Source organism: Shinella sp. Sh6 (assembly GCF_055392685.1).
Genome location: NZ_AP044005.1, coordinates 2,164,475 through 2,187,075, shown reverse-complemented (window position 1 = coordinate 2,187,075; position 22,601 = coordinate 2,164,475). Strand labels below are relative to the sequence as shown.

General features: G+C 67.0%; 17 protein-coding genes. 6 read left to right on the top strand and 11 right to left on the bottom strand.

Going from position 1 to position 22,601, the window contains the following annotated elements; translation table 11 throughout:
- Positions 1–253: 253 nt before the first annotated feature.
- The 10 genes from ACZ5TO_RS10545 to bcoG form a co-directional block, all read right to left on the bottom strand.
- Positions 254–1,885, bottom strand: a complete 1,632-nt coding sequence (locus ACZ5TO_RS10545; protein ID WP_464798041.1) for an ABC transporter ATP-binding protein — start codon at positions 1,883–1,885, stop codon at positions 254–256.
- Positions 1,878–2,705 carry an ABC transporter permease gene (locus ACZ5TO_RS10540; RefSeq protein WP_184140305.1) on the bottom strand — a complete coding sequence of 276 codons (828 nt, stop codon included), beginning with the start codon at positions 2,703–2,705 and terminating at the stop codon, positions 1,878–1,880. The genes ACZ5TO_RS10545 and ACZ5TO_RS10540 overlap by 8 nt, the downstream gene beginning before the upstream one ends.
- A complete protein-coding gene (locus ACZ5TO_RS10535; protein WP_210308635.1) occupies positions 2,702–3,811 on the bottom strand; it encodes an ABC transporter permease in 1,110 nt (369 codons plus the stop codon). Before ACZ5TO_RS10535 ends, ACZ5TO_RS10540 begins: the two co-directional genes overlap by 4 nt.
- Complete coding sequence (locus tag ACZ5TO_RS10530) at positions 3,811–5,400, bottom strand: ABC transporter substrate-binding protein (protein WP_464798040.1); 1,590 nt, start codon at positions 5,398–5,400, stop codon at positions 3,811–3,813. The genes ACZ5TO_RS10535 and ACZ5TO_RS10530 overlap by 1 nt, the downstream gene beginning before the upstream one ends.
- A gap of 275 nt (positions 5,401–5,675) precedes the next feature.
- Positions 5,676–6,458 (bottom strand): carnitinyl-CoA dehydratase, encoded by a 783-nt coding sequence (locus ACZ5TO_RS10525; RefSeq protein WP_464798039.1) that lies wholly within the window; start codon positions 6,456–6,458, stop codon positions 5,676–5,678.
- Positions 6,455–8,518: an acetate--CoA ligase family protein gene (locus ACZ5TO_RS10520; protein ID WP_464798038.1), complete on the bottom strand. Its 2,064-nt coding sequence runs from the start codon at positions 8,516–8,518 to the stop codon at positions 6,455–6,457. Before ACZ5TO_RS10520 ends, ACZ5TO_RS10525 begins: the two co-directional genes overlap by 4 nt.
- 8 nt (positions 8,519–8,526) lie before the next feature.
- Positions 8,527–9,141 carry a hypothetical protein gene (locus ACZ5TO_RS10515; RefSeq protein WP_464798037.1) on the bottom strand — a complete coding sequence of 205 codons (615 nt, stop codon included), beginning with the start codon at positions 9,139–9,141 and terminating at the stop codon, positions 8,527–8,529.
- Positions 9,142–9,183: 42 nt separating this feature from the next.
- Positions 9,184–10,344: an acyl-CoA dehydrogenase family protein gene (locus tag ACZ5TO_RS10510; protein WP_464798036.1), complete on the bottom strand. Its 1,161-nt coding sequence runs from the start codon at positions 10,342–10,344 to the stop codon at positions 9,184–9,186.
- A 163-nt stretch (positions 10,345–10,507) separates the two neighbouring features.
- On the bottom strand, positions 10,508–12,004 hold the full coding sequence (locus ACZ5TO_RS10505) for a carnitine 3-dehydrogenase (RefSeq protein WP_464798035.1): 1,497 nt from the start codon (positions 12,002–12,004) through the stop codon (positions 10,508–10,510).
- A gap of 186 nt (positions 12,005–12,190) precedes the next feature.
- Positions 12,191–13,105 (bottom strand): 3-dehydrocarnitine:acetyl-CoA trimethylamine transferase BcoG, encoded by a 915-nt coding sequence (bcoG, locus tag ACZ5TO_RS10500; protein WP_464798034.1) that lies wholly within the window; start codon positions 13,103–13,105, stop codon positions 12,191–12,193.
- Between the two features lie 114 nt (positions 13,106–13,219).
- Between bcoG and ACZ5TO_RS10495 the strand changes: the two genes are divergently transcribed.
- Positions 13,220–14,194 carry a GlxA family transcriptional regulator gene (locus ACZ5TO_RS10495; RefSeq protein WP_464798033.1) on the top strand — a complete coding sequence of 325 codons (975 nt, stop codon included), beginning with the start codon at positions 13,220–13,222 and terminating at the stop codon, positions 14,192–14,194.
- On the opposite strand, the gene ACZ5TO_RS10490 is transcribed toward ACZ5TO_RS10495, so the two are convergent.
- Positions 14,191–15,351 (bottom strand): LysR family transcriptional regulator, encoded by a 1,161-nt coding sequence (locus ACZ5TO_RS10490; RefSeq protein ID WP_464798032.1) that lies wholly within the window; start codon positions 15,349–15,351, stop codon positions 14,191–14,193. The two genes, ACZ5TO_RS10495 and ACZ5TO_RS10490, sit on opposite strands and share 4 nt — an antisense overlap.
- Positions 15,352–15,462: 111 nt before the next feature.
- Here ACZ5TO_RS10490 and ACZ5TO_RS10485 point away from each other — a divergent pair, with 111 nt between their 5' ends.
- The 5 genes from ACZ5TO_RS10485 (at position 15,463) to ACZ5TO_RS10465 (ending at position 22,587) form a co-directional block, all read left to right on the top strand.
- Complete coding sequence (locus ACZ5TO_RS10485; protein ID WP_464798031.1) at positions 15,463–17,001, top strand: aromatic amino acid lyase; 1,539 nt, start codon at positions 15,463–15,465, stop codon at positions 16,999–17,001.
- A gap of 10 nt (positions 17,002–17,011) precedes the next feature.
- Positions 17,012–18,388, top strand: a complete 1,377-nt coding sequence (locus tag ACZ5TO_RS10480) for a dihydroorotase (RefSeq protein WP_464798030.1) — start codon at positions 17,012–17,014, stop codon at positions 18,386–18,388.
- Positions 18,389–18,390: 2 nt separating this feature from the next.
- A complete protein-coding gene (locus ACZ5TO_RS10475; protein WP_464798029.1) occupies positions 18,391–19,659 on the top strand; it encodes a Zn-dependent hydrolase in 1,269 nt (422 codons plus the stop codon).
- Positions 19,659–20,756 carry a DUF917 domain-containing protein gene (locus tag ACZ5TO_RS10470; RefSeq protein ID WP_464798028.1) on the top strand — a complete coding sequence of 366 codons (1,098 nt, stop codon included), beginning with the start codon at positions 19,659–19,661 and terminating at the stop codon, positions 20,754–20,756. The genes ACZ5TO_RS10475 and ACZ5TO_RS10470 overlap by 1 nt, the downstream gene beginning before the upstream one ends.
- A 172-nt stretch (positions 20,757–20,928) precedes the next feature.
- Entirely contained in the window at positions 20,929–22,587 is a 1,659-nt protein-coding gene (locus ACZ5TO_RS10465) for a urocanate hydratase (protein ID WP_464798027.1), read from the top strand.
- Positions 22,588–22,601: the final 14 nt, after the last annotated feature.

Below are 22,601 nucleotides of genomic sequence, written 5' to 3'. Positions count from 1 at the left end.
GTCGAGAGGCGCTGCTCTCGCCCACCTCCCTCTCCATCGTCATCCTCGGGCTTGACCCGAGGATCCATTCACAAATGCAAGGCGTGCCGTGAAGCGTGGATCCTCGGGTCAAGCCCGAGGATGACGATGGAGAGGGGGGAGCTGACCCGAAGATAAGCGAAGGGCCCGCGAGGGGCGCCGGTGGTTACCGTAAGGCGGCCGGAGGGGGCTTGTGCGGAACATCGAGACGGGCGGCCGAAGCCGCCCGTTCTGGTCAATTCCCCGCGCTTTCCATGCGCCGTGTCGCCAGCACCCGTTCCAGCCAGCCGATCTCCATTTCGGGAACCGACTTCAGCAGCAGGTCCGTGTAGTCGTCGAAGGGCGGGGAGAGGACCTTCGACTTCGGGCCGAAGCGCACGAGCTTGCCGCGGTGCATCACCGCCACCGAATCGGCGATGGCGCGGACGATGGCGATGTCGTGGGTGATGAACATGTAGGAGACCTGCGTTTCCTCCTGGAGTTTCAGGAGGAGCTTCAGGATGCCTTCGGCCACCAGCGGGTCGAGCGCGGAGGTCGGCTCGTCGCAGAGGATGAGCTCCGGCTGGGCGGCGAGCGCCCTTGCGATGGCGACGCGCTGCTTCTGGCCGCCGGAGAGCTCGGCCGGATAGCGGTCGGCAAAGCGGCCGCCCATCTCGATCTGGTCCAGGAGTTCCTTCACCCGCTCGGTCTTCCTGGCGCCGCGCATGCCGTAATAGAAGGTGAGGGGGCGGCCGATGATGTCGCGCACCGTCTGGCGCGGGTTCATCGCGGTATCGGCCATCTGGTAGATCATCTGGATGCGGCGCAGCTCGTCGTTCGACCGGCCTTTCAGCGCCTTCGGCAAGGGCTTGCCGTCGAAGCTGATCGTGCCGTCCTGCGGCGGCAGGAGGCCGGTGATGACGCGGGCGAGGGTGGACTTGCCCGAGCCGGATTCGCCCACCACCGCCAGCGTCTGGCCCTTCGGCAGGTGCAGCGAGACGTCCTGCAGCACCTTGAAGCCGTTGGAATAGCCGGCGGTGATATTGTCGACCTTCAGGAGCGTGTCCGACTGGTCGGGGGCCTCGTCGCGCCGTGTGCCGCGCACGTTGACGAGCGCGCGGGTATAATCCTGCTTCGGCTCCTCGATGATCTCCCGCACCGTGCCGTATTCCACCATCTTGCCGTGGCGGAGCACGAGGATGTCGTCCGTGATCTGCGCCACGACGGCAAGGTCGTGGGTGATGTAGAGCGCGGCGGTGTGCGTCTCCTCGATGGCGTGCTTGATGGCGGCAAGTACGTCGATCTGCGTCGTCACGTCGAGCGCCGTCGTCGGCTCGTCGAAGACGATGAGCTCGGGATTGGGGCAGAGCGCCATGGCGGTCATGGCGCGCTGGAGCTGGCCGCCCGAGACCTGGTGCGGGTAGCGCTGGCCGAAGGTCTCCGGGTTCGGCAGGCCGAGCACCCTGAAGAGATAGAGCGCGCGCTTTTCCGCCTCCGCCCGGCTCATGATGCCGTGCTTCAGGGACGCCTCGATCACCTGCTCGCCGAGCCGGTGGGCGGGGTTGAAGGCGGCGGCCGCCGACTGCGCGACGTAGCAGACCTTGCAGCCGCGCACCTTGCGGATGCCGGCCGGCGAGAGCTTCAGGAGGTCCTCGCCGTTGAGCTTCACCTCGCCGCCGGTAATCCGCACCCCGCCGCGCCCGTAGGCGAGCGCGGTGAGGCCGATGGTCGACTTGCCGGCGCCCGATTCGCCGATGAGGCCGAGCACCTTGCCCTTCTCGACGTCGAAGGAGACGCCCTCGACGAGCGTGACGGTCTTCGGCGGTTCGCCCGGCGGGTAGCTCGTCGCCTCGATCTTGAGATTCTTGACGGAAAGAAGATCAGGCATCGCCGCGTCCCCCCTTGAGGCTCGAGGTGCGTTTCATCAGCCAGTCGACGACGAGGTTGACGCAGATCGCCAGCCCCGCGATGGCCCCGCCCGGAATGAGCGCGGCCGAGATGCCGAAGATGATGCCGTCCTTGTTGTCCTTGACCATGCCGCCCCAGTCGGCGGCCGGCGGCTGGATGCCGAGGCCGAGGAAGGAGAGGGTGGAGAGGAACAGGATCGAGAAGGCGAAGCGCAGGCCGAATTCGGCGAGCAGCGGCGAGAGCGTGTTGGGCAGGATCTCGCGGAAGATGATCCAGCCCGTGCCTTCGCCGCGCAGCCGCGCGGCCTCCACGAACTCCATGACCGCGACGTCGAGCGCGACGGCCCGGCCGATGCGGTAGACGCGGGTACTGTCGAGGATCGCCATGACGAGGATGAGGATCCAGAGCTGCTGCGGCAGCACCGCGAGCACGACGAGGGCGAAGATCAGCGTGGGGATCGCCATCATCAGGTCGTTGAAGCGCGAGAAGGCCTGGTCGATGAAGCCGCCCGTCACCGCCGCGGTGAAGGAGAGCAGCATGCCGAGCGAGAAGGAGAGGACGGTCGCCGCCAGCGCCACGAAGATCGTGGTGCGGGCGCCGAAGATCAGCCGCGAGAAGAGGTCGCGGCCGAGATTGTCCGTGCCGAGCAGGTAGTCGCCGCCCATCGGCTGCCAGATGGCACCGACGATCTCGCTTTCGCCGTGCGGGGCGATGAAGGGCGCGAAGACGGCGCAGAAGAGGGCAAGCGCGATGCCGAGGATGCCGATCCAGGCGCTGAGGGGGATGGTGGAAAGTCTCATCGCGGATGCCTCAATCTGGGGTTCGCGACGATCGCGAGGATGTCGGCGAACATGTTGAGGAAGATGTAGAAGGCGGCGAAGATCAGGCCGCAGGCCTGCACCACCGGCATGTCGCGCACCGTCACGGCGTCGACCATGTACTGGCCCATGCCGGGATAGACGAACACCACCTCCACCACGACGACGCCCACCACGAGATAGGCAAGGTTCAGCGCGATGACGTTGATGACCGGGGCGACTGCGTTCGGCGCGGCGTGTCTGGCGATGATGCGAAGCCCCGAAAGGCCCTTGAGCTCCGCCGTTTCTACATAGGCCGACGACATGACGTTGAGGATCGCCGCCCGCGTCATGCGCATCATGTGGGCGAGTACGACGAGGACGAGGGTCGCCGTCGGCAGGGCGATGGCCGAAAGGCGCTGGCCGAGCGTCATGGAATCGTAGACCGTCGCCGGGAAGGTGGCGATGCCCATCTTGACCGCGAAGAACAGGATCAGCAGGTAGCCGACGAAGAATTCCGGCAGCGAGATCGCCGCCAGCGAGATGACGTTGATGATCTTGTCCGGCAGGCGGTTGCGGTATTGCACCGCCAGCATGCCGAGCCCGACGGCGAGCGGCACGGAGATGATCGCGGCGAAGAAGGCGAGGAACAGCGAATTGCCGAGGCGCTTGCCGATCTGCTCGCTGACCGAGTTCCGCGAGGCCCAGGACTTGCCGAAGTCGCCCTTGATCGCCCCGCCGAGCCACTGGACGTAGCGGGTCGTGGCCGGCTGGTCGAGGCCGAGGTCCTTGCGGATGTTCTCGATGGCCTGCGGCGTCGCGGACTGGCCGAGATAGGTGGTGGCGAAGTCGCCGGGCAGGGCTTCCACGCCCCCGAAGATCATCAGGGACACGGCAAAGAGCAGCCCGATGCTGAGCGCGAAGCGCTGCACAATGAGCGCCACCAGGGGGCTGCTCTTGCTGAATTTCGCCCAGAACGAAGGCGCAGCTTCGATCGCGGGAGTTCCAGTGGACGCAACCGACCCGGCAACGCCGGCAGACTGCGGACTATCGCCCGCAGCCGCCGTTGCTGTCAGCTCCGGACCGTGCGCCGGTCCGCCGCCGGTCATCAGGCGTCGAGCCACACGCGGGTTGCGACATAGCCGTTCGACATGTCGTTGCCGATATCGTGGACGTAGCCCTTCACGTTCTTGCCGCAGGCGTTCACGAAGTCGTTGAACATCGGCAGGATCAGGCCACCCTCGTCACGCACCATCATGGCCATGGTGCGGTACATGTCCTTGCGCTTGGCCTCGTCGAGTTCCGAGCGGGCTTCGAGCAGGATCTTGTCGAAGTCCGGGCGCAGGAAGCGGGTGTCGTTCCAGTCGGCCGTCGAGAGATAGGCGGTGGAATACATCTGGTCCTGCGTCGGCCGGCCGCCCCAGTAGGAGGTGGAGAAGGGCTGCACGTTCCACACGTTCGACCAGTAGCCGTCGCCCGGCTCGCGCTTGACCTCGATCTCGATGCCGGCCTTCTTGGCGCTTTCCTGATAGAGGACGGCGGCGTCGACGGCGCCCGGGAAGGCAACGTCGGAGGTGCGCAGCAGCACCGAGCCGCTATGGCCCGACTTCTTGTAGTGGAAGGCGGCCTTGTCCGGGTCGTAGGCGCGCTGCTCGATGCCTTCGGGGAAGAGGGCATAGGTCTCGTTGATCGGGAAGTCGTTGCCGATCTTGCCGTAGCCGCCGAGCACCTTTTCCAGCATCGTCTCGCGGTCCATGGCGTATTTCAGCGCCATGCGCAGGTCGTTGTTGTCGAACGGCGCCGTGTTGCAATGCATGATGAAGACGTAGTGGCCGCGGCCGGAGGTGGAGAGGATTTCCACGGTCGGCGCGCGCTTTAGGAGGTCGACTGTCTTCGGGTCGACGCGGTTGATGTAGTGCACCTGGCCGGAGGATAGCGCCGCGATGCGGGCCGTCGCGTCGTTCATCGCGATCATCTCGATCGTGTCGACAAAGCCGCGGTCCTGGCGCCAGTCGTCCTTGTTGCGCTCGAAGGTGGCGCGGACGCCGGCCTCGAAGCTGGTGACCTTGTAGGGGCCGGTGCCGATCTGGGCATTCGGATCGTCGAGGCCGCCGTTCGGCTGGATGATCAGGTGGTAGTCGGTGAGCAGCAGCGGCAGGTCGGCATTGCCTTCCGTCAGCGTGAGGACCAGCTTGTCGCCGTCCGCCTTGATCTCCTTGATCGACTTCATGACGCCGAGCGCGCCGGATTCCGACTTCTCGTCGGTGTGGCGCTGCAGGGTCTTGATGACGTCGTCGACGGTCAGTTCCTTGCCGTTGTGGAACTTCACGCCCTTGCGGATGGTGAAGGTCCAGGTCGAGGCGTCGGCGGAGGGCTCCCACGATTCGGCGAGCGCCGGCACGGGCTGGCCGGTCAGCGGCTCGGATTCGACGAGCATGTCGCCCCAGTTGCGGCCGACGACGAACATGAACTGCGAGAGGGCCTTTGCCGGGTCCTTCGAATCGGTCGCCGCAGCGCCTTCGAGGCCGAGCTTGAGGTTGCCGCCGCGCTTGGGCTCCTGGGCCTTGGCGGCGGTGTCGAACATCGTGCCGGCGACGGCGAGCGTGACGCCGAAGGCGGCAGCGCGGCCCATGAACTCGCGGCGGTTCATCTTGCCGAGCGCGACCTGGCTGGTGAGATATCTGGTGTAGTCAGTCATTCCCCTGTTCCCTTTGCTGGCCCTGTTTTGGGCATTTGTCGTTATGATTGGCAGAATTTCTGTTTTTCGCCTCTAAGGCAACCTTGCCGCCGCTTTTTATGCCGCCGCAGGTGTGTTTGCGTCTCCCGAAGGCCTCCTCTTTCCGCCGCGCCGCGGCTTGCTCCCTATAAAGCTACCTATCTATAGGGCACATGTAACGCCCTAATTTTTCTATTTTTTCCACAAGCCAGGCTTATGGCATGTCGCGGATTGCGCCCGATGCAGGAGCGCTTTCCTCATCGTCCCTTCCAGACGGGATCGCGCTTTTCGGCGAAGGCGCGGGCGCCCTCCAGCTGGTCCTCGCTGGAATAGAGGATGTCGACCGAGCGGAACTGCCGCTTGGTGATCCGGTTCATGGTCGCCTGGAAGGTCTCGCCCTCGGCGGCGCGCACGACCTCCTTGATGGCGGCATAGACGAGCGGCGGGCCGCTTTCGAGGAGGCGCGCCAGCTCCCAGGCGCGGTCCATCAGCCTGTCGGCGGGCAGGATCTCGTTGACGAAGCCCCAGCGGTGCGCCTCCGCCGCATCCAGCCAGCGGCCGGTCAGCAGCATGTCCATGGCGATGTGGTAGGGGATGCGCTTCGGCAGCTTGATCGAGGCGGCATCCGCCACCGTGCCGGAGCGGATTTCCGGCAGGGCGAAGGTGGCGTGCCCGGCGGCGAGGATGAGGTCGGTGGAAAGCGCGATCTCCAGCCCCCCGCCGCAACAGATGCCGTTGACGGCGCAGATGATCGGCTTGTTGAGGTCGCGCAGTTCCTGCATGCCGCCGAAGCCGCCGACGCCGTAGTCGCCGTCCACCGCATCGCCCGCGGCGGCGGCCTTCAGGTCCCATCCCGGGCAGAAGAATTTCTCGCCCGCGCCGGTGACGATGGCGACGCGCAAGGTCTCGTCGTCGCGGAAATCCCGGAAGATCTCGCCCATGATGCGGCTGGTCACGAGGTCGATGGCGTTCGCCTTGGGGCGATCGATCGTGACTTCCAGGATGCCGCCTTCGCGGCGCTGTCTTATCGGTCCGGTCATGGGTTTTTCCTCAGACGGATCAGTGCGTCGGCCGCGACGACACCGTCGCCTTCCGGCAGCACCATTACGGGATTAACGTCCAGTTCTTCGATTATTGAAGCGTTTGAAACGACATAGGATGCCGCTGATGCGACGGCGGCGACAAGGGCGTCGACATCGCCCTTCGGGCCGCCGCGATAGCCGCCGAGCAGTTTTGCAACCTTGAGGTTTCCTATCGCCGCGCGGATCGCCGTTTCGTCCGTCGGCAGCGTCAGGATCGCCGAATCCTCCAGCAATTCGACGAGGATGCCGCCGGCGCCGACGGTGAGCACGGGGCCGGCGACCGGGTCGCGCATGGCGCCGACGATGAGCTCGGCGACGGGCCTTGCCACCATCTTTTCCACGAGGAAGCCCGAGGCGACGCCGGCCATGGCATGCGCTGCCTCCAGCACCGCCTCGCGGCCGGCAAGGTTCAGCTTCACCGCGCCCGCTTCGGTCTTGTGCGCGATGCCAAGGCCCTTGAGCACGACCGGGAAGCCGAGCGTTTCGGCGGCCTGCGCGGCGTCCTCGGCCGTTCCGGCCGTCAGGCCCTTCGGCACCGGCACGCCATGGGCGGCGAGCGCCTGCTTGGCCTCGTGCTCGGTGAGGGTGACCGCCTCGCCCTCGCTTGCCGTCGTCTTGAGGAGCGGGGCGGGCTGCGGCTTTGCCCAGGCCTCGCCGATGCCGGCGGCGGCCTCGGCGGCGGCCAGCGCCTCCTCGATGCCGTAGAAGGGCACGACGCCGTTCCGCATCAGCATCTCGGCGGTTGCCTCCGGCATGTTTTCGCCCATGCTGGCGACGATGCCGGCATGCGCGCCCGCGGCTTTCGAAGCGTCGATGACGGCGTGGCAGGTCGTCGTCCAGTCGGCCGCATCGCAGCGGTCGAGGCGGGGGAAATCGAGCACGACGAGATTCAGCGCGTAGCCGCCCTTCATCATCGTCGTGAAGGCCTCGGTCTGCTTCTCGCGGTTGCCCCAGACGAAGGTGTGGTAGTCGAGCGGGTTGGAGATCGTCACCATCTGGCCGAGCGTCTCGCGCAGCGGTTGGCGCTGGAAATCCTTCAGCGCGCGGTAGCTGACCTTCCGTTTCACGCCGGCATCCGCCATCAGCGAGGCTTCGCCCCCCGAGCAGGACATGGAGGAGATGTCGTAGCTCGGCAGGGGGCCGGCGACATGCAGCAGCTTCAGCGTCTCCAGAAGCTCCGGCAGCGTTTCCACCCGACCGATGCCGAGGCGGGCGAGGAGGGCGGAGGAGACGGCGTCGTTGCCGGCAAGCGAGGCGGTGTGCGAGACGGTCGCAAGCTGCGCCTGCTCGGATTTGCCGACCTTGAGCGTGACGACCGGCTTCTTCAGTTCCCGGGCGCGCAGGCCGAGGCGCTCCAGCGCTTCGAGGCTGTCGAAACCCTCGATGTGCAGGCCGACGGCGGTGACGCGCGGGTCTTCGAGGACCGCGAGGGCAAGATCGGCAAGGCCGGTCTGCGCCTGGTTGCCGGCCGTCAGGATATAGGCGAGCGGCAGGCCGCGCTGCTGCATGGAGATGTTGCAGGCGATGTTGGAGGACTGGGTGAGGACGGCGACGCCCCTTTCGATGCGCAGCATGCCGTGCTGGTCGGGCCAGAGCAGGGCGCCGTCCAGCATGTTGATGAAGCCGTAGCAGTTCGGCCCGAGGATCGGCATGTCGCCCGCCGCTTCCACCAGCGCCCTTTGCAGGTCATCGCCGTCGGCAAGCTCGCTGACGGCCTCGCGGAAGCCGGAGGCGTAGCAGACCGCCCCGCCCGCGCCGCGTGCCGCAAGGTCGCGGATGATGCCGATGGTCAGCTCGCGGTTGACGCCGACGAAGGAGGCATCCGGCGCGCCGGGCAGCTCGGCGACGGAGCGGTAGCACTTGCGGCCGAGGATCTCGTCCTCGCGCGGGTGCACCGGCCAGATCTCGCCGGAAAAGCCCATCTTGTCGCACTGGAAGATGACCCGCCGCGCCTCCTTGCCGCCGAAGACGGCGATGGAGCGCGGGCGGATGAGGCGGTCGAGGGGGCGGACGATCATAATGTTTCTCATGACCTTAGATCTGACTGCGAGGCGCCCACGCATAACGGCTCTAACTCCGTGCGAGGATCGCCTAATATATTTTTGTCAGTTCGCCATTTTTCGACGGCTATTCTCAAGCGTCGCTTTTGCTCTTGCCGTGACTGCCCTTCAATGTTTGGAAAAACTGACTGCCAAGGCGTAGGATCTATATCTGGGTTCATGCTCTCGGGATTAGTCGCATACCACCAGACCTGAAAAACCTGCGCCTCGATCGGCAAGCGCTTCTTCAATAGCAAATAATCTAGCCAGCCCATGAAGAGAACGGCGTCGTTCGCCTTGTCGGTGAAATCCGCCATTAGGTCATCGTCGTTGCGAGCGGTCTTGCCATCCTGTTGATAGAAGTGTTTGATAGCGTTCCAGTATTGGTTCCGCAGTTTTTTGATTTTTCCAAATTCTATTTCGGGAAAATTTTTTAGTATGTGCGTAGAGAGCGTGGGATTGTCTGCTTGTTGATTTAATCCTTCGATAATTTCACTGCCGCCACACGCAAGAGTTTGAACAGATATTGGGTCCTTATCTCTAATGAAAAGTTCAAGCGCTGTTCCAAGTTGCGCTCGCGCAATGCGAATTTTGGTGCTCATGCCTGTTCCGATCTCACCATAATTTACGGCGGAAAAATTCTCTCACGCTCCCAGGGGCCGCAGCAGGTCGCGGCTGATGATGTGGCGCTGGATTTCCGATGTGCCGTCCCAGATGCGTTCCACGCGGGCATCGCGCCAGAAGCGGGCGAGCGGCAGGTCGTCCATCAGGCCCATGCCGCCGAAGATCTGGATCGCCTCGTCGGTGACGCGGGCGAGCATTTCCGTGGCATAGACCTTGGCCGAGGCGATCTCGCGGTTCGAGGGCAGGCCCTGGTCGAGCCGCCAGGCGGCGCTGAGCGTCAGCAGGTCGGCGGCGTCGATTTCGGTGATCATGTCGGCGAGCTTGAAGGACACGCCCTGGTTCGCGCCGATCGGCTTGCCGAACTGCTTGCGCTCGGCGGCATAGTTGAGCGCGTAGTCGAAGGCGCGGCGGGCACGGCCGACGGATGTCGCGGCGACCGTCAGGCGCGTCGCATAGAGCCAGTCGTTGGCGATGTCGAAGCCCTTGTGCACCTCGCCGAGGATCTGGGAGGAGGGCAGGCGGCATTCATCGAAATTCAGGATGCAGTTCTTGTAGCCGCGGTGCGAGACCGAATTGTAGCCGTCGCGGATTTCGAAGCCCGGCGTGCCGCGGTCGACAAGGAAGCAGGTGATCAGTTTCTTCTTGCCGCGCGGCGTCTCCTCCTCGCCCGTCGCGATGAAGACGATGATGAAATCGGCGATGTTGGCGTGGCTGATGAAGTGCTTGGTGCCGTTCACCACCCAGTCGTCGCCGTCCTTTCGGGCGAAGCACTTCATGCCGCGCACATCCGAGCCGGCGTCCGGCTCGGTCATGGCGAGCGCGTCGAACTTCTCGCCGCTGACGGCCGGCAGCAGGTATTTCTCGCGCTGCTCGTCGTTGCAGGCCATCAGGATGCCGGAGGGGCGGCCGAAGAAGACGGTGAGCGCCATGGAGCCGCGGCCAAGCTCGCGCTCGACCAGCGTGAAGGACGTATGATCGAGGCCCGCGCCGCCGACCTCTTCGGGCATGTTGCAGCCGAAAAAGCCGATCTCCTTGCATTTGCGGGCGATTTCCCGGCCAAGCTCCGGCGGTACATGGCCGGTGCGCTCGACCTCGTTTTCATGCGGATAGATCTCCGTCTCGACGAAGGCGCGGACCGTGTCCACGATCATCTGCTGCTCGTCGGTCAATGCGAAATTCATGGCACTCCCCTCGTTTGGTTTGCCCCTCATCCGGCTGCCGCCACCTTCTCCCCGTGAACGGGGAGAAGGGATATGCCGCGCCGTTTCCTCCATTCCCGAGCCCTGCGTTCGGCAGGTCCCCTCTCCCCGCTTGCGGGGAGAGGGCTAGGGTGAGGGGCGATTCTTACTGCGCTTTCTTCTGCCCGACGCTCCGCCCCGCGCCTTCCGGCAGCGCCAGCTTCGCATGGGCCTCGGCGATCGGTGCGATCTTCGCCAGCACGTCGGCGGGCGCATCGACGCTCTTGCCGGCCTTCGAGTCGACATGGACCATCATTTGCTCGGCCGTCGCGATGACGTCGCCGGTCGCGGCGTCGTGGATGCGGGTGAAGAAGTGCAGGCGCTTCCTGTCGGAGGAAAGAAGCTGGAGCGTCGTGTAGAGTGCCTGGCCGAGCTTGGCTTCGCCGAGATGGCGGATGTGGGTTTCCACCGTGTAGTAGCTGTGGCCGGCCTCGACATAGTCGAAATCGACGCCGATGAGGCGCAGCAGCGCATCGGACGTGTCGCCGAAGAGCTGGAGATAGCGGTGCTCCGTCATGTGGCCGTTGTAGTCGACCCAGGCGGCATTGACCTTGGTGTCGAGGAGACGCAGCGGTTCGCTTGCGGAGACCTCGACCTTCGCCTTGCCGGCTTTCGCCCACAGATGCGCCTCGAAATCGGCGAGCAGCTTGCCCGAGCCCCAGCCGCGGCCCTCGTCGCCGGCCTTCAGCGCATGCATGATGCCGACGAGGTTCTGGTCGCGGATGCGCTCCAGTTCGCGGATGCCGCGCGCGCCGGACTGGGCGTCGGACTGGTTCGCGATCTTCTCCACGAGTTCGTCATTGAGGTCGACGACGTCGGTGAGCTTCGTCCAGGGCCAGGAGAGGCAGGGGCCGAACTGGGCGAGGAAGTGGCGCATGCCCGCTTCGCCGCCGGCGATGCGGTAGGTCTCGAACATGCCCATCTGCGCCCAGCGCATGCCGAAGGAATAGCGGATCACGTCGTCGAGCGTCTCGGTGTCGCAGATGTCGTCCTTGATGAGCCAGAGGCCCTCGCGCCAGACGGCCTCCAGCAGGCGGTCGCCGACGAAGGCCTCGATCTCCTTGTTGATGATCACGCCCTTCATGCCGATGGGCGCGAGCTTGGCCTTCGCGTCCTCCAGCACGGCGCGCGAGGTCTTCTCGCCGCCGACGAGCTCGGCGAGCGGCAGGAGATAGACGGGGTTGTAGGGGTGGGCGACGAACAGGCGCTCGGGGTGCTTCATGTCGCGCTGGAGATCGGTCGGCATCAGGCCGGAGGTGGAGGAGCCGATGAGCGCGTCGGGCCTTGCGGCCGCGTCGATCTTCGTCAGCACGCCGCGCTTCAGCTCCAGCCGCTCGGGCACGCTTTCCTGAATCCAGTCAGCGTCTTCGACGGCGTCTTCAAGGCTCTTGCAGAAGGTGACCTTTCCCTTCGGCGGCAGGGGCGCCATGGTGAGCATGCCGTAGGCGCGCTCGGCATTGGCCATGACCTCGCCGATGATGCGCTCGGCCTCGGGATGCGGATCGAAGACCTTCACGTCGATGCCGGCCAGCGCGAAGCGCGCGACCCAAGCCCCGCCGATGACGCCGCCGCCGACACAGGCTGCCTTGTGGATGGTGGTCATGCTGTGCGTTCCCTTGTTGTGTTCTTGTTTGTTCGGCGATTTGCCCCTCATCCGGCTGCCGCCACCTTCTCCCCGCAAGCGGGGAGAAGGGATATGCCGCGCCGCTTTCCTCCGCCCCTGATGCCCGGTTGGGCAGGTCCCCTCTCCCCGCTTGCGGGGAGAGGGTTAGGGTGAGGGGCAATCGGCTTACCCGCGCGGCGCGCGCTTCGTCAGCTTCAGCTTCTCGCGCACCTCGGCCGGGCCGATGATGCGGGCGCCCATGCTTTCGACGATGGTGACGGCCTTTTCCACGAGTTGCGCGTTGGTGGCGAGCTGGCCCTTGGCGACGTAGAGGTTGTCTTCGAGGCCGACGCGGACGTTGCCGCCGGCAAGCACGGCCGCGGCCGGGTAGGCCATGGCGTTGCGGCCGATGGAGAAGGCGGAGAAGGTCCAGGAGGGCGGCACGTTGTTGACCATCGCCATGAAGGTGTTGAGGTCGTCCGGCGCGCCCCACGGAATGCCCATGCAGAGCTGGATGAGCACCGGATCCTCGATCACGCCTTCCTCGACGAGCTGCTTGGCGAACCAGAGATGGCCGGTGTCGAAGGCCTCGATCTCCGGGCGCACGCCGAGGTCCGTCATCATCCTGCCCATGGCGCGCAGCATGGAGGGCGTGTTGGTCATCACGTAGTCGCCGAGCGAGAAGTTCATCGTGCCGCAATCGAGCGTGCAGATTTCCGGCAGGCATTCGGCGACGTGGGAAACGCGCTCGGTGGCGCCGGCCATGTCGGTGCCGACGGGGTTGAGCGGAAGGGGCTGCTCGGTGTTGCCGAAGATCATGTCGCCGCCCATGCCGGCGGTGAGGTTCAGCACCACGTCCACTTCCGAGTCGCGGATGCGCTCCGTCACCTCGCGGTAGAGGTCGTTGCGCCGGCTCGGCGCGCCGGTCTCCGGATCGCGGACGTGGCAGTGGACGACGGCGGCGCCGGCCCTGGCGGCGTCGATGGCCGATTCGGCGATCTCTTTGGGCGAGCGCGGAACATGAGGGGATTTGCCGGCGGTATCGCCGGAGCCGGTGACGGCGCAGGTGATGAAGACGTCGCGATTCATCGCAAGAGGCATTGTCGTTCTCCCAGTATTCCCGTTGAGGCCATTACGAGCCAAGAGACGGCGCAATGCTTTCACTTTTCGGATCCATTCTTGACAATTCGAGAAGCAGGCAGGCAGGATCGCGCCATGCTCGATCCCTCTTCGGACACGCTCGACATCGACATCCTCATCCTGCCCGAGACGAACCTGATCCTCGTCGCCTCGGTCATCGAGCCCCTGCGCGCGGCGAACCGGATTTCCGGGCAGGACCTCTACCGCTGGCGGATGTTCTCGCCGGACGGCCAGCCGGTCGAGACGCGCAGCCGCATCCCGGTTCCCGTCGACGGCCCGTTCCGGCCCGAGAGGGAGGCGCATCCGCTGTTCGTGCTCTCCTCCTATCAATGGCAGATGAGTGCGACATCCCTGTTGCGCCGCCAGCTTTCGCAGACGGCGCGTTACCGCAGCATGATGGCGGGCATCGAATCGGGAAGCTGGCTGCTTGCCGAGGCGAGCCTTCTCGACGGCCATTCGGTGACGATCCACTGGGAGGACATGGAGGAATTCGCCTCGCGCTACCCGCAGATCGCCGTGATGCGCGAGCGCTACGTCATCGACGGCAAGCGCATCACCACGGGCGGCTCGCTGCCGACGCTCGACCTGATGCTGGAGATCATCCGCCGCCGGCAGGGCTATTCGCTGGCGCTGGAGGTCTCGCGGCTCTTCATCTACGAGCACGAGCGCACCGGCGGCCTCCTGCAGGTGCCGGCGCTCGGCAACATGCGCGTCGCCGACCAGCGCGTCAGCCAGGCGGTGCGGCTGATGGAGGAGACGGTGGACGCGCCGCTGACGCTCGCCCGGCTGGCACGGCGCGTCGGCATCAGCGCACGGCATTTGCAGGATCTCTTCCAGGAGGCGATGGGCGTCGCCCCGCACCAGCACTACCTGGCGCTCCGGCTCAACGCCGCCCGCCGCAAGGTCATCGAGACCCGGGCCGAATTCGCCGACATCGCCGCGCTCACCGGCTTCAACTCCTCCTCCGCCTTCTCGCGCAGCTATCGCGCCCACTACCACGAAAGCCCGACGGAGACCCGGCGGCGGCTGCGGGCAGGGACGAAGGCCTAACGCTTTTCGAGGAAGGCCGCCATCGTCTCCGCCGCCTGCCGGGAAAGCGCGTCACGCGGCCAGACGAGGCTGAGGGATTGCTGGTAGGCGGCATCGAGCGGCAGGAGCGCGAGCGGCGGGGCGACGTTGGCGACGGACTGCTCCGGCAGCACCGAGAGATGGCCGTGGCGCAGCACGAGATTGATGATGACCGGAATGGAATCGACCTCGACCAGCGTCAGCCGCGCCCGTTCCGCCGGGGAAAGCGTGGCTTCGAGGAAGCGGTCCGTCATCTGGCGCAGGCCGCTGCGGGGGCTCGGCACGGCGACGGGATGGGCGCGGATGAGGGCGGCAAGGTCCTGCCGGTCCTCCCCGCCCAGCGAGCGCGGGCCGGCGAGGGCGAGCCGCGAGCGGGCGATCAGCCGGCCCTCGAATTCGGCGGGATAGCGGTCCGTATCGAGAAGGATGAGGTCGAAGCGCCGGTTCTTGAGGCCCGCCACCAGCTCGTCCGCGGTCGTCGAGGAGAGGAAGAGCGGCTGGCGCGGCCGCGCCGCCCGCCATCCGACGGCGAGGCGGGCGAGCATGGCGGCGATCTCGCTCTCGTGGCCGAAGGGAATGACGGTGCCGAGCCGCCAGGTGGCGGCGCTGCGGCGGAAGCGCTCGGCCGAGGCGGCGAAAAGCGATTCCCACGCCGCGGCGATGCGCTCGGCAAGCGCAAGGGCTTCGAGGCCCGCGGGCGTGCAGCCGATGCCGGTCGCCGAACGGTCGAGGAGCTTGCAGCCGACGGCCTTTTCCAGATGCGTGAGCTGGCGCGTGAGCTGCGGCTGGCCGAGGCCGAGTTCCCTTGCCGCCGCATTGATGCTGCCGGCGCGCACGGCGGCGGTAAAGCGGGCGAGGGCGCCCAGCGAGACGGCGGGCGCCTTTGCCCGGCCGCCGAGGGCTGCAAGTGACAGGGCGGCGCGGGCGATCTCGGCAAAGCGCGGCAGGCGGGCCTCGGCCTCCAGTGTCGGCACGAGCGCCTGCCCGTCGCGCCGCACCAGCGGCACGGACAGGACCGCCTCGACCCGGCGCAGCGCCGCACTGGCGCTGGAGGCGGGACGGCCGGCGGCGGCCGCCGCCCTGCGGATGCCGCGTTCATCGAGAATGCCATGCACAAGGCAGAGCGTGGATAGATCCATCGGCGGGCTTTTCCTTTCCGTTCGGCTTATAGCATGAGCCGTGCGGGTTTTGGGATATGGGCTGTGCCGGCATTCCGCATAACATCCCTTCAGAACACAGGTTTTCCGACGATGCTCGCTTCCGCCGACATGCTCTATCTCACCGGCCAACCGCTCGGCTTTGCTGCGCTGGAGGCGATCGGCGCTGGAACGCGCCGCCCGGTGGCCTGCGAGATCGGCATGGGGCGCATCGGCACGGCGCGGCATGTGGTGACCGAGCGCCTTGCTTCCGGCTTGCCGATCTACGGCGCCAATACCGGCGTCGGCTCGATGAAGGACAAGCTCTGGACAGCGGACGACCTCGTCGAATTCAACAACAGCCTCGTCAAGGCGCATCACTTCGGCACGGGCGAGCCCTTCTCGCTTCCCATCGTGCGCAAGGCGATGGCGATCCGCGTCAACACGGCGCTCGGCGGCTATTCCGGCTGCAGCCCGGAGCTGATCGACGCCTTCCTCGGGCTTCTCGACAAGGACGTGGTGCCCGTCGTGCGCCGGCACGGCTCGATGGGCTGCGCCGATATCGGCCTGATGGGGCAGGTGGCGGCGGTGCTGACGGGCGAGGGCGAGGCCTGGTACGGCGGCGAGCGCCTGCCGGCGGCCGAGGCGCTGCGCCGTGCGGGCCTCAAACCCTACCGCATGCAGCCGCGCGATGCGCTGGCCGCCCTCAGCGTCAACGCCATCTCGCATGCCGCCGCGGCCAATGTCGTGCGCGAGGCGGCAAAGGCCATCCGCAACCTCATGGTGACGGGCGTGCTCTCCTCGCTGGCGCTCGGCGCCTCGGCCGATCCGTGGCGGGTGGCAGCAAGGCTTTCCGCCCATGGCGAGGCGATGGCCGGCCGCTGGTTCGAGGAACAGGCGGCCTCCGGCAACTGGCCGACGCCCTCGGCGATCCACGATCCGCTGAGCCTTCGCATGACGGCGCAGGTCTTCGGCGCCTGCCTCGATACGTTGAAGAACGCGGCCGAGCGCATCGTCGAGGCGACCGCGCAGTCGGACGACAACCCCGTCGTGCTGGACGACCACGTGATGGCCTCCGGCGGTTCGCTGCCGCTCTCCACGACGCTCTATGTCGAGGCGGCGCAGACGGGTTTCGCCCATCTTGCCCGCAACGTGCTGAACCGCTGCGTGCTGCTTTCCAACGGGGTCAGGCGCAACCTGCCGGTCAACCTCGTGGCGCCCGGCGAGGCGGCGACGGGCTTCGGGCCGCTGCTCAAGCTCGCCGTCGAACTCTACATGCGCATCCAGTCGCTGGCGGTGCCGATCTCGGCGCAGTCCATCGTCGTCGCCGGCGGGCTGGAGGAGGAGGCGACCTTCCTGCCGCTCATCGTCGAGCGCATGGAAAGCCAGGTGCGGGACCTTCGCCAGCTCGCCGCGCTCGAGGCCATGCTGTCCGCGCAGGCGGTGGACCTTGCCGGCGACAGGGTGGAGGGCGTGGCGGCCATCGCCTACGAGCGCACGCGGGCGATCAGCGCCTTCTACCGCAAGGACCGGCCGCTTTCCGCCGAGATCGAGGCGCTCGACCGCGACCTTGCCAGCCTTGAAGCGCTCTCCGCCTTCCTCGCGGCCGCGCCGATGGCGGATTTCGACGTCTTCTTCGCCCTGAAACCCTGAGGATACCGCGATGGCCGATTTCGATCTCGTTCTGAAAGGCACCGTGGTCCTGCCGGACCGCATCGTCGAGGGCGGCCATGTCGCGGTCCGCGACGGCAAGGTGGCGCATGTGGGTGAGGGCGCGATGCCGGCGGCCAAGGAACGGCACGACCTTTCCGGCGCGCTGATCCTGCCGGGCGCCATCGACGCGCAGGTCCATTCGCTCTCGCAGAAGGACCAGGAGGATTTCATCTGGTCGACGCGCTCGGCGGCGGCCGGCGGCGTCACCACCATCGTCGACATGCCCTATGACGAGGGCAACCTCGTCTGCTCGGCCGAAGCGGTGAAGCGCAAGGTGGACCATGCTTCGCCGCAGGCGCGGGTCGATTTCGCGCTCTACGGCACGGTCGATCCGGAAGAGGGGCCGGCGCGCATCGGCGAGATGGTCGAGGCGGGCGTTGCGGCCTTCAAGTTCTCGACCTTCGGCACGGACCCGAAGCGTTTTCCGCGCATTCCCGCCGCGCTGCTCGAAGACTGCTTCCGCGCCATCGCGCCGACGGGGCTGACGGCCGGCGTCCACAACGAGGACGACGAGGCGGTGCGCGCGGCCATCGCGAAGGTGAAGGCGGCCGGCATCACCGATTACCGCGCGCACGGCCTGTCGCGCCCGCCGCTGACGGAGCTGCTCGCCTCCAACCAGATCTACGAGACGGGCGCGGCGACCGGCTGCCCGGCCCATGTCGTGCATTGCTCGCTCGGCCGCGGCTACGAGATCGCGGCCGCCTACCGCGCGCAGGGTTTTCGCGCGACCATCGAGTGCTGCATCCACTACCTGACGCTCGACGAGGAGAACGACGTCGCCCGGCTCGGCGGCAAGGCGAAGATCAACCCGCCGATCCGCCCGCGCGCCGAGGTGGAAAAGCTCTGGCGGCATGTCGCGGCGGGTAATGTCACGCTCGTTTCCACCGACCATGTGAGCTGGTCGGAGGACCGCAAGACGAACCCGGACATGCTAGTGAACGCCTCCGGCGTGCCGGGGCTGGAGGTCATGGTGCCGCTCTTCGTCAAGGGTGCGCTGGAGCGCGGCATTCCGCTGACCCGCGCGGCCGAACTGATGGCGCTCAACCCGGCACGGCACTTCCGGCTCGACCATGTGAAAGGCGCGCTGGAGCCCGGCAAGGATGCCGACATTACCGTGCTGACGCCCGAGCCCCATGTCTATGACGCGGCGGCGAGCGGCCACAACGTCGTCGGCTGGTCGCCTTATAACGGCATCCGCCTGCCGTGGCGGGTTTCCGCGACCTATCTGCGCGGCAGGCTCGCCTTCGACCGCACGAAGGTGCTGGCCGGACCAGGCACCGGCGCCTTCGTGCGGCCGCTGCCGACGCTCGTCTTAAGGAGCGCCTGAGAATGGCCCGCCCGACCAACCTGCCCGTCGATCCCGCGCGCATTGCGGAGGTGATCGATGGCCTTGCCCGGCTCACCGATCCGGGACGGCCCTATACGCGGCGTGCCTTTACCGCCCTGTTCCCGGCAGGGCGGGATTTCCTTCTGGAAAAATTCCGGGCCACTGGGCTTGAAACGCGCATCGATGCGGCGGGCAACCTGATCGGCCGGCGTGCGGGCCGAAAGCCCGGCAGCGGCACGATCATGCTCGGTTCCCATTCCGACACGGTGCCGGATGGCGGGCGCTACGACGGTATCGCGGGCGTCGCGGTGGCGCTGGAGGTGGCCCGCGCGCTCGCCGACAAGGGCATTGCGCTCGACCACGACCTGGAGATCGTCGATTTCCTTGCCGAGGAGGTGTCGATCTTCGGCGTCTCCTGCATCGGCAGCCGCGGCATGGCCGGCGTGCTGCCTGAGGACTGGCTTTCCCGCGAGAGCAACGGGCTGACGCTGGAAGAGGGCATCCGCGAGGCTGGCGGCGACCCGGCGCGCATCGCCGCCGAGGCCCGCAGGGACATCGCCGCCTTTCTGGAACTGCATATCGAGCAGGGGCCGGTGCTGGAGAGCGAGAAGCTCGACATCGGCGTCGTGACGGCGATTGCCGGCATTACGCGCATCGAGATCGTCGTCGAGGGCCGGGCGGACCATGCCGGCACGACGCCGATGGGGCGACGCGCCGACGCGCTCGCCGCTGCCGCACGGCTGGTGACGGGCATCGAGGCGCTGGCGAAGTCGCTGTCGGAGGGGCCGGGGCATTTCACGGCGACGGTGGGGGAGTTCTCCATCGAGCCGAATGCGGCCAATGTCGTGCCGTCCCGTGCGCGCCTCCTCATCGATGCCCGGGCGGAGGAGCGCGCGGCGATGGACCTCTTTTCGGCCTCCGTCGACCGGCTGGCCGAACAGGTCGCGCGCGAGACGGGCACCGCCATCGCCCCGCCGCGGCGCATCTCCGACAACATGCCGACGCCGGGCGATCCGCTGGTGCTCGACGTGCTGGACGCGGCCTGCGAGGCCGTCGGCGCGCGCCACCGGCGCATGGCCTCCGGCGCGGGGCACGACACGGCCTTCATGGCGAAGGTGACGCGGGCGGCGATGATCTTCGTGCCGTGCCTCGGTGGGCGCAGCCATGCGCCGGAGGAATTTGCCGAGACCGACGACATCGCACTCGGCGCGGCGGTGCTGTTTAACGCAGTGATTCAGCTTGATGAGACATTGATTCAGGAGGGTGCCTGATGGGCCGGATTCTAAAGGAAAAAGACGTCGAGGCGGCGGTCAAGGGCGGCTCGGTCTATGCCGCCGGCGGCGGCGGCTGGGCGGACCACGGCCGCATGCTCGGCTATGCCGCGGTCTCCATCGGCAAGCCGGAGCTCGTCTCCATCGACGAGCTCGACGACCACGACTGGGTGGCGACGGCGGCGGCCATCGGCGCGCCGGCCTCCACCACGCCCTGGGAGATGCGCGGCGTCGACTATGTGAAGGCCGTGGAGCTCTTGCAGGAGGCGCTGGGCGAGAAGGTCTCTGCGCTGATGGTGGGGCAGAACGGAAAATCCTCGACGCTGAACGGCTGGCTGCCCTCGGCGATCCTCGGCACGAAGGTGCTGGATGCCGTCGGGGACATGCGCGCGCACCCGACCGGCGACATGGGCTCCATCGGCATGGCGGGCTCGCCGGAGCAGATGATCCAGACGGCCGTCGGCGGCAACCGCGAGGAGAACCGCTATATCGAGCTCGTCGTGCGCGGCGCGACGGCGAAGGTCTCGCCGATCCTGCGCACGGCCGCCGACCAGTCCGGCGGCTTCATCGCCTCGGCCCGCAATCCGCTGCGGGCCTCCTATGTGCGCCGGAATGCGGCGCTCGGGGGCATTTCGCTGGCGCTCACGCTCGGCGAGGCGATCCTCGCGGCGGAGGGCAAGGGCGGCCCGGCGGTGATCGACGCCATCGTGAAGACGACGGGCGGGGCGATCCTCGCCGAGGGCACGATTACCGGCAAGGCCGTCGCCTATACCAACGAGGCCTTCGACATCGGCACGGTGACGCTCGGCACGGGCGGCAAGGCGACGGTGCTGCATGTGATGAACGAATACATGGCGGTGGAAAGCGGCGAGGGCCGGCGCCTCGCGACCTTCCCGGACGTCATCACCACGCTTTCGCCGGAGGGCGAGCCGCTCAGCGTCGGGCAACTGGAGGTCGGCATGAGGGTCTTCGTGCTGCATGTGCCGAAGACGGTCATCCCGCTGGCTTCGAGCGTGCTCGATCCCTCGGTCTATCCTTCGGTGGAGAAGGCGATGGGGATCGAGCTGGCGCGGTATGCGCTGGAGACGGTGGCTTAGAGAAGCATTTGCGGCCGCACCCCCCTCTGCCCTGCCGGGCATCTCCCCCACAGGGGGGAGATCGGCTTGGGGCGAAGCGGGGCCACGATTCGATCTCCCCACCTGTGGGGGAGATGCCCGGCAGGGCAGAGGGGGGTGAGCCTCCCGGCACAACCGATCTGAGGAGATACCCATGCCCAAACCGAACCCCCGGCATCCGAACTATCCCATTCCCGGCGGCCCGGTGCTGCGGGCGAAGGGCTGGCGGCAGGAGGGGCTTTTGCGACTCCTCGAGAACGTGCTGTCGGTCGGCGAAGACCCGGACAACCTCGTCGTCTATGCCGCGCTCGGCAAGGCGGCGCGCAACTGGGCTTCGCACCGGGCCATCGTCAAGGCGCTCACCGGGATGGACGAGGACCAGACGCTGCTCATCCAGTCGGGCAAGCCGGTCGGTCTCCTCAAGACCCATGCGAAGGCCCCGCTCGTCATCATGGCGAACTGCAACATCGTCGGGCAATGGGCGAAGGCGGAGGTGTTCTACGAGCTCCAGCGCAAGGGCCTGATCTGCTGGGGCGGGCTGACGGCCGGCGCCTGGCAGTATATCGGCAGCCAGGGCGTCATCCAGGGCACCTACGAGATCTTCATGCGCATCGCGGAAAAACGCTTCGGCGGCAGCCTTGCCGGGCGCTTCATCCTGACGGCCGGCCTCGGCGGCATGGGCGGGGCGCAGCCGCTTGCCGGGCGCATGGCGGGCGCGGCGATCCTCTGCGTCGACATCGACCCCGAGCGCGCCGCCAAGCGCAAGGCCGCCGGCTATCTGGAGCATGTGGCGCCCGACCTCGATACCGCGCTTTCGATGGTCGAGGCGGCGGTGAAGGAAAAGCGCGCCACCTCCATCGGCCTCGTCGGCAATGCGGCCGAGGTCTATCCGGAGATCGTGCGGCGCGGCATCGTGCCGGACATCGTCACCGACCAGACCTCGGCGCACGACCTCGTCTACGGCTACGTGCCGAAGGGCATGAGCCTCGATCAGGTGAAGGGCCTTCGCGACGACGGGCAGGGGCAGCTCATGGCGGCAAGCCGCGCCTCGATCGTCGAGCATGTCTCGGCCATGCTGGAATTCCAGAGGAGGGGCGCCGAGGTCTTCGACAACGGCAACCTCATCCGCACGCAGGCGCGGGAAGGGGGCGTCGCCAACGCCTTCGACATCCCGATCTTCACCGAAGCCTATCTGCGCCCGCTCTTCGCGCGGGCCATCGGCCCGTTCCGCTGGATGGCCCTTTCCGGCGAGGAGAGCGACATCGCCCGCATCGACGACCTCGTGCTGGAGATGTTCCCGGACAACCGGATCGTCACCAACTGGATCCGCCTCGCGCGCGAAAACATCCCCTTCGAGGGATTGCCGGCGCGCATCGCCTGGCTGGGCCACGGCGAGCGCACGGCGCTGGCGCTGGCCGTGAACCGGCTCGTGGCGGACGGCGAGCTGAGGGGGCCGGTCGCCTTCTCGCGCGACCATCTCGACGCCGGCGCCATGGCCCATCCCAACATCATGACGGAGCGCATGAAGGACGGCTCGGACGCCATCGCCGACTGGCCGCTGCTCGACGCCATGCTGCTCTCCTCCTCCATGGCCGACCTCGTCGTCGTCCATTCCGGCGGCGGCGGCTATGCCGGCTACATGACGAGCTGCGGCGTGACGCTCATCGCCGACGGCACGCCGGCGGCCGCCGAGCGGCTGGAGCATGCGCTGACCAACGATACCGCCCTCGGCGTCATCCGCTATGCGGATGCGGGCTATGAGGAGTCCTTCGAGGAGATCGAGGCGAAGGGCATCGGTTACGTGCCGGTGTGAGCCGGCAAGGCTAA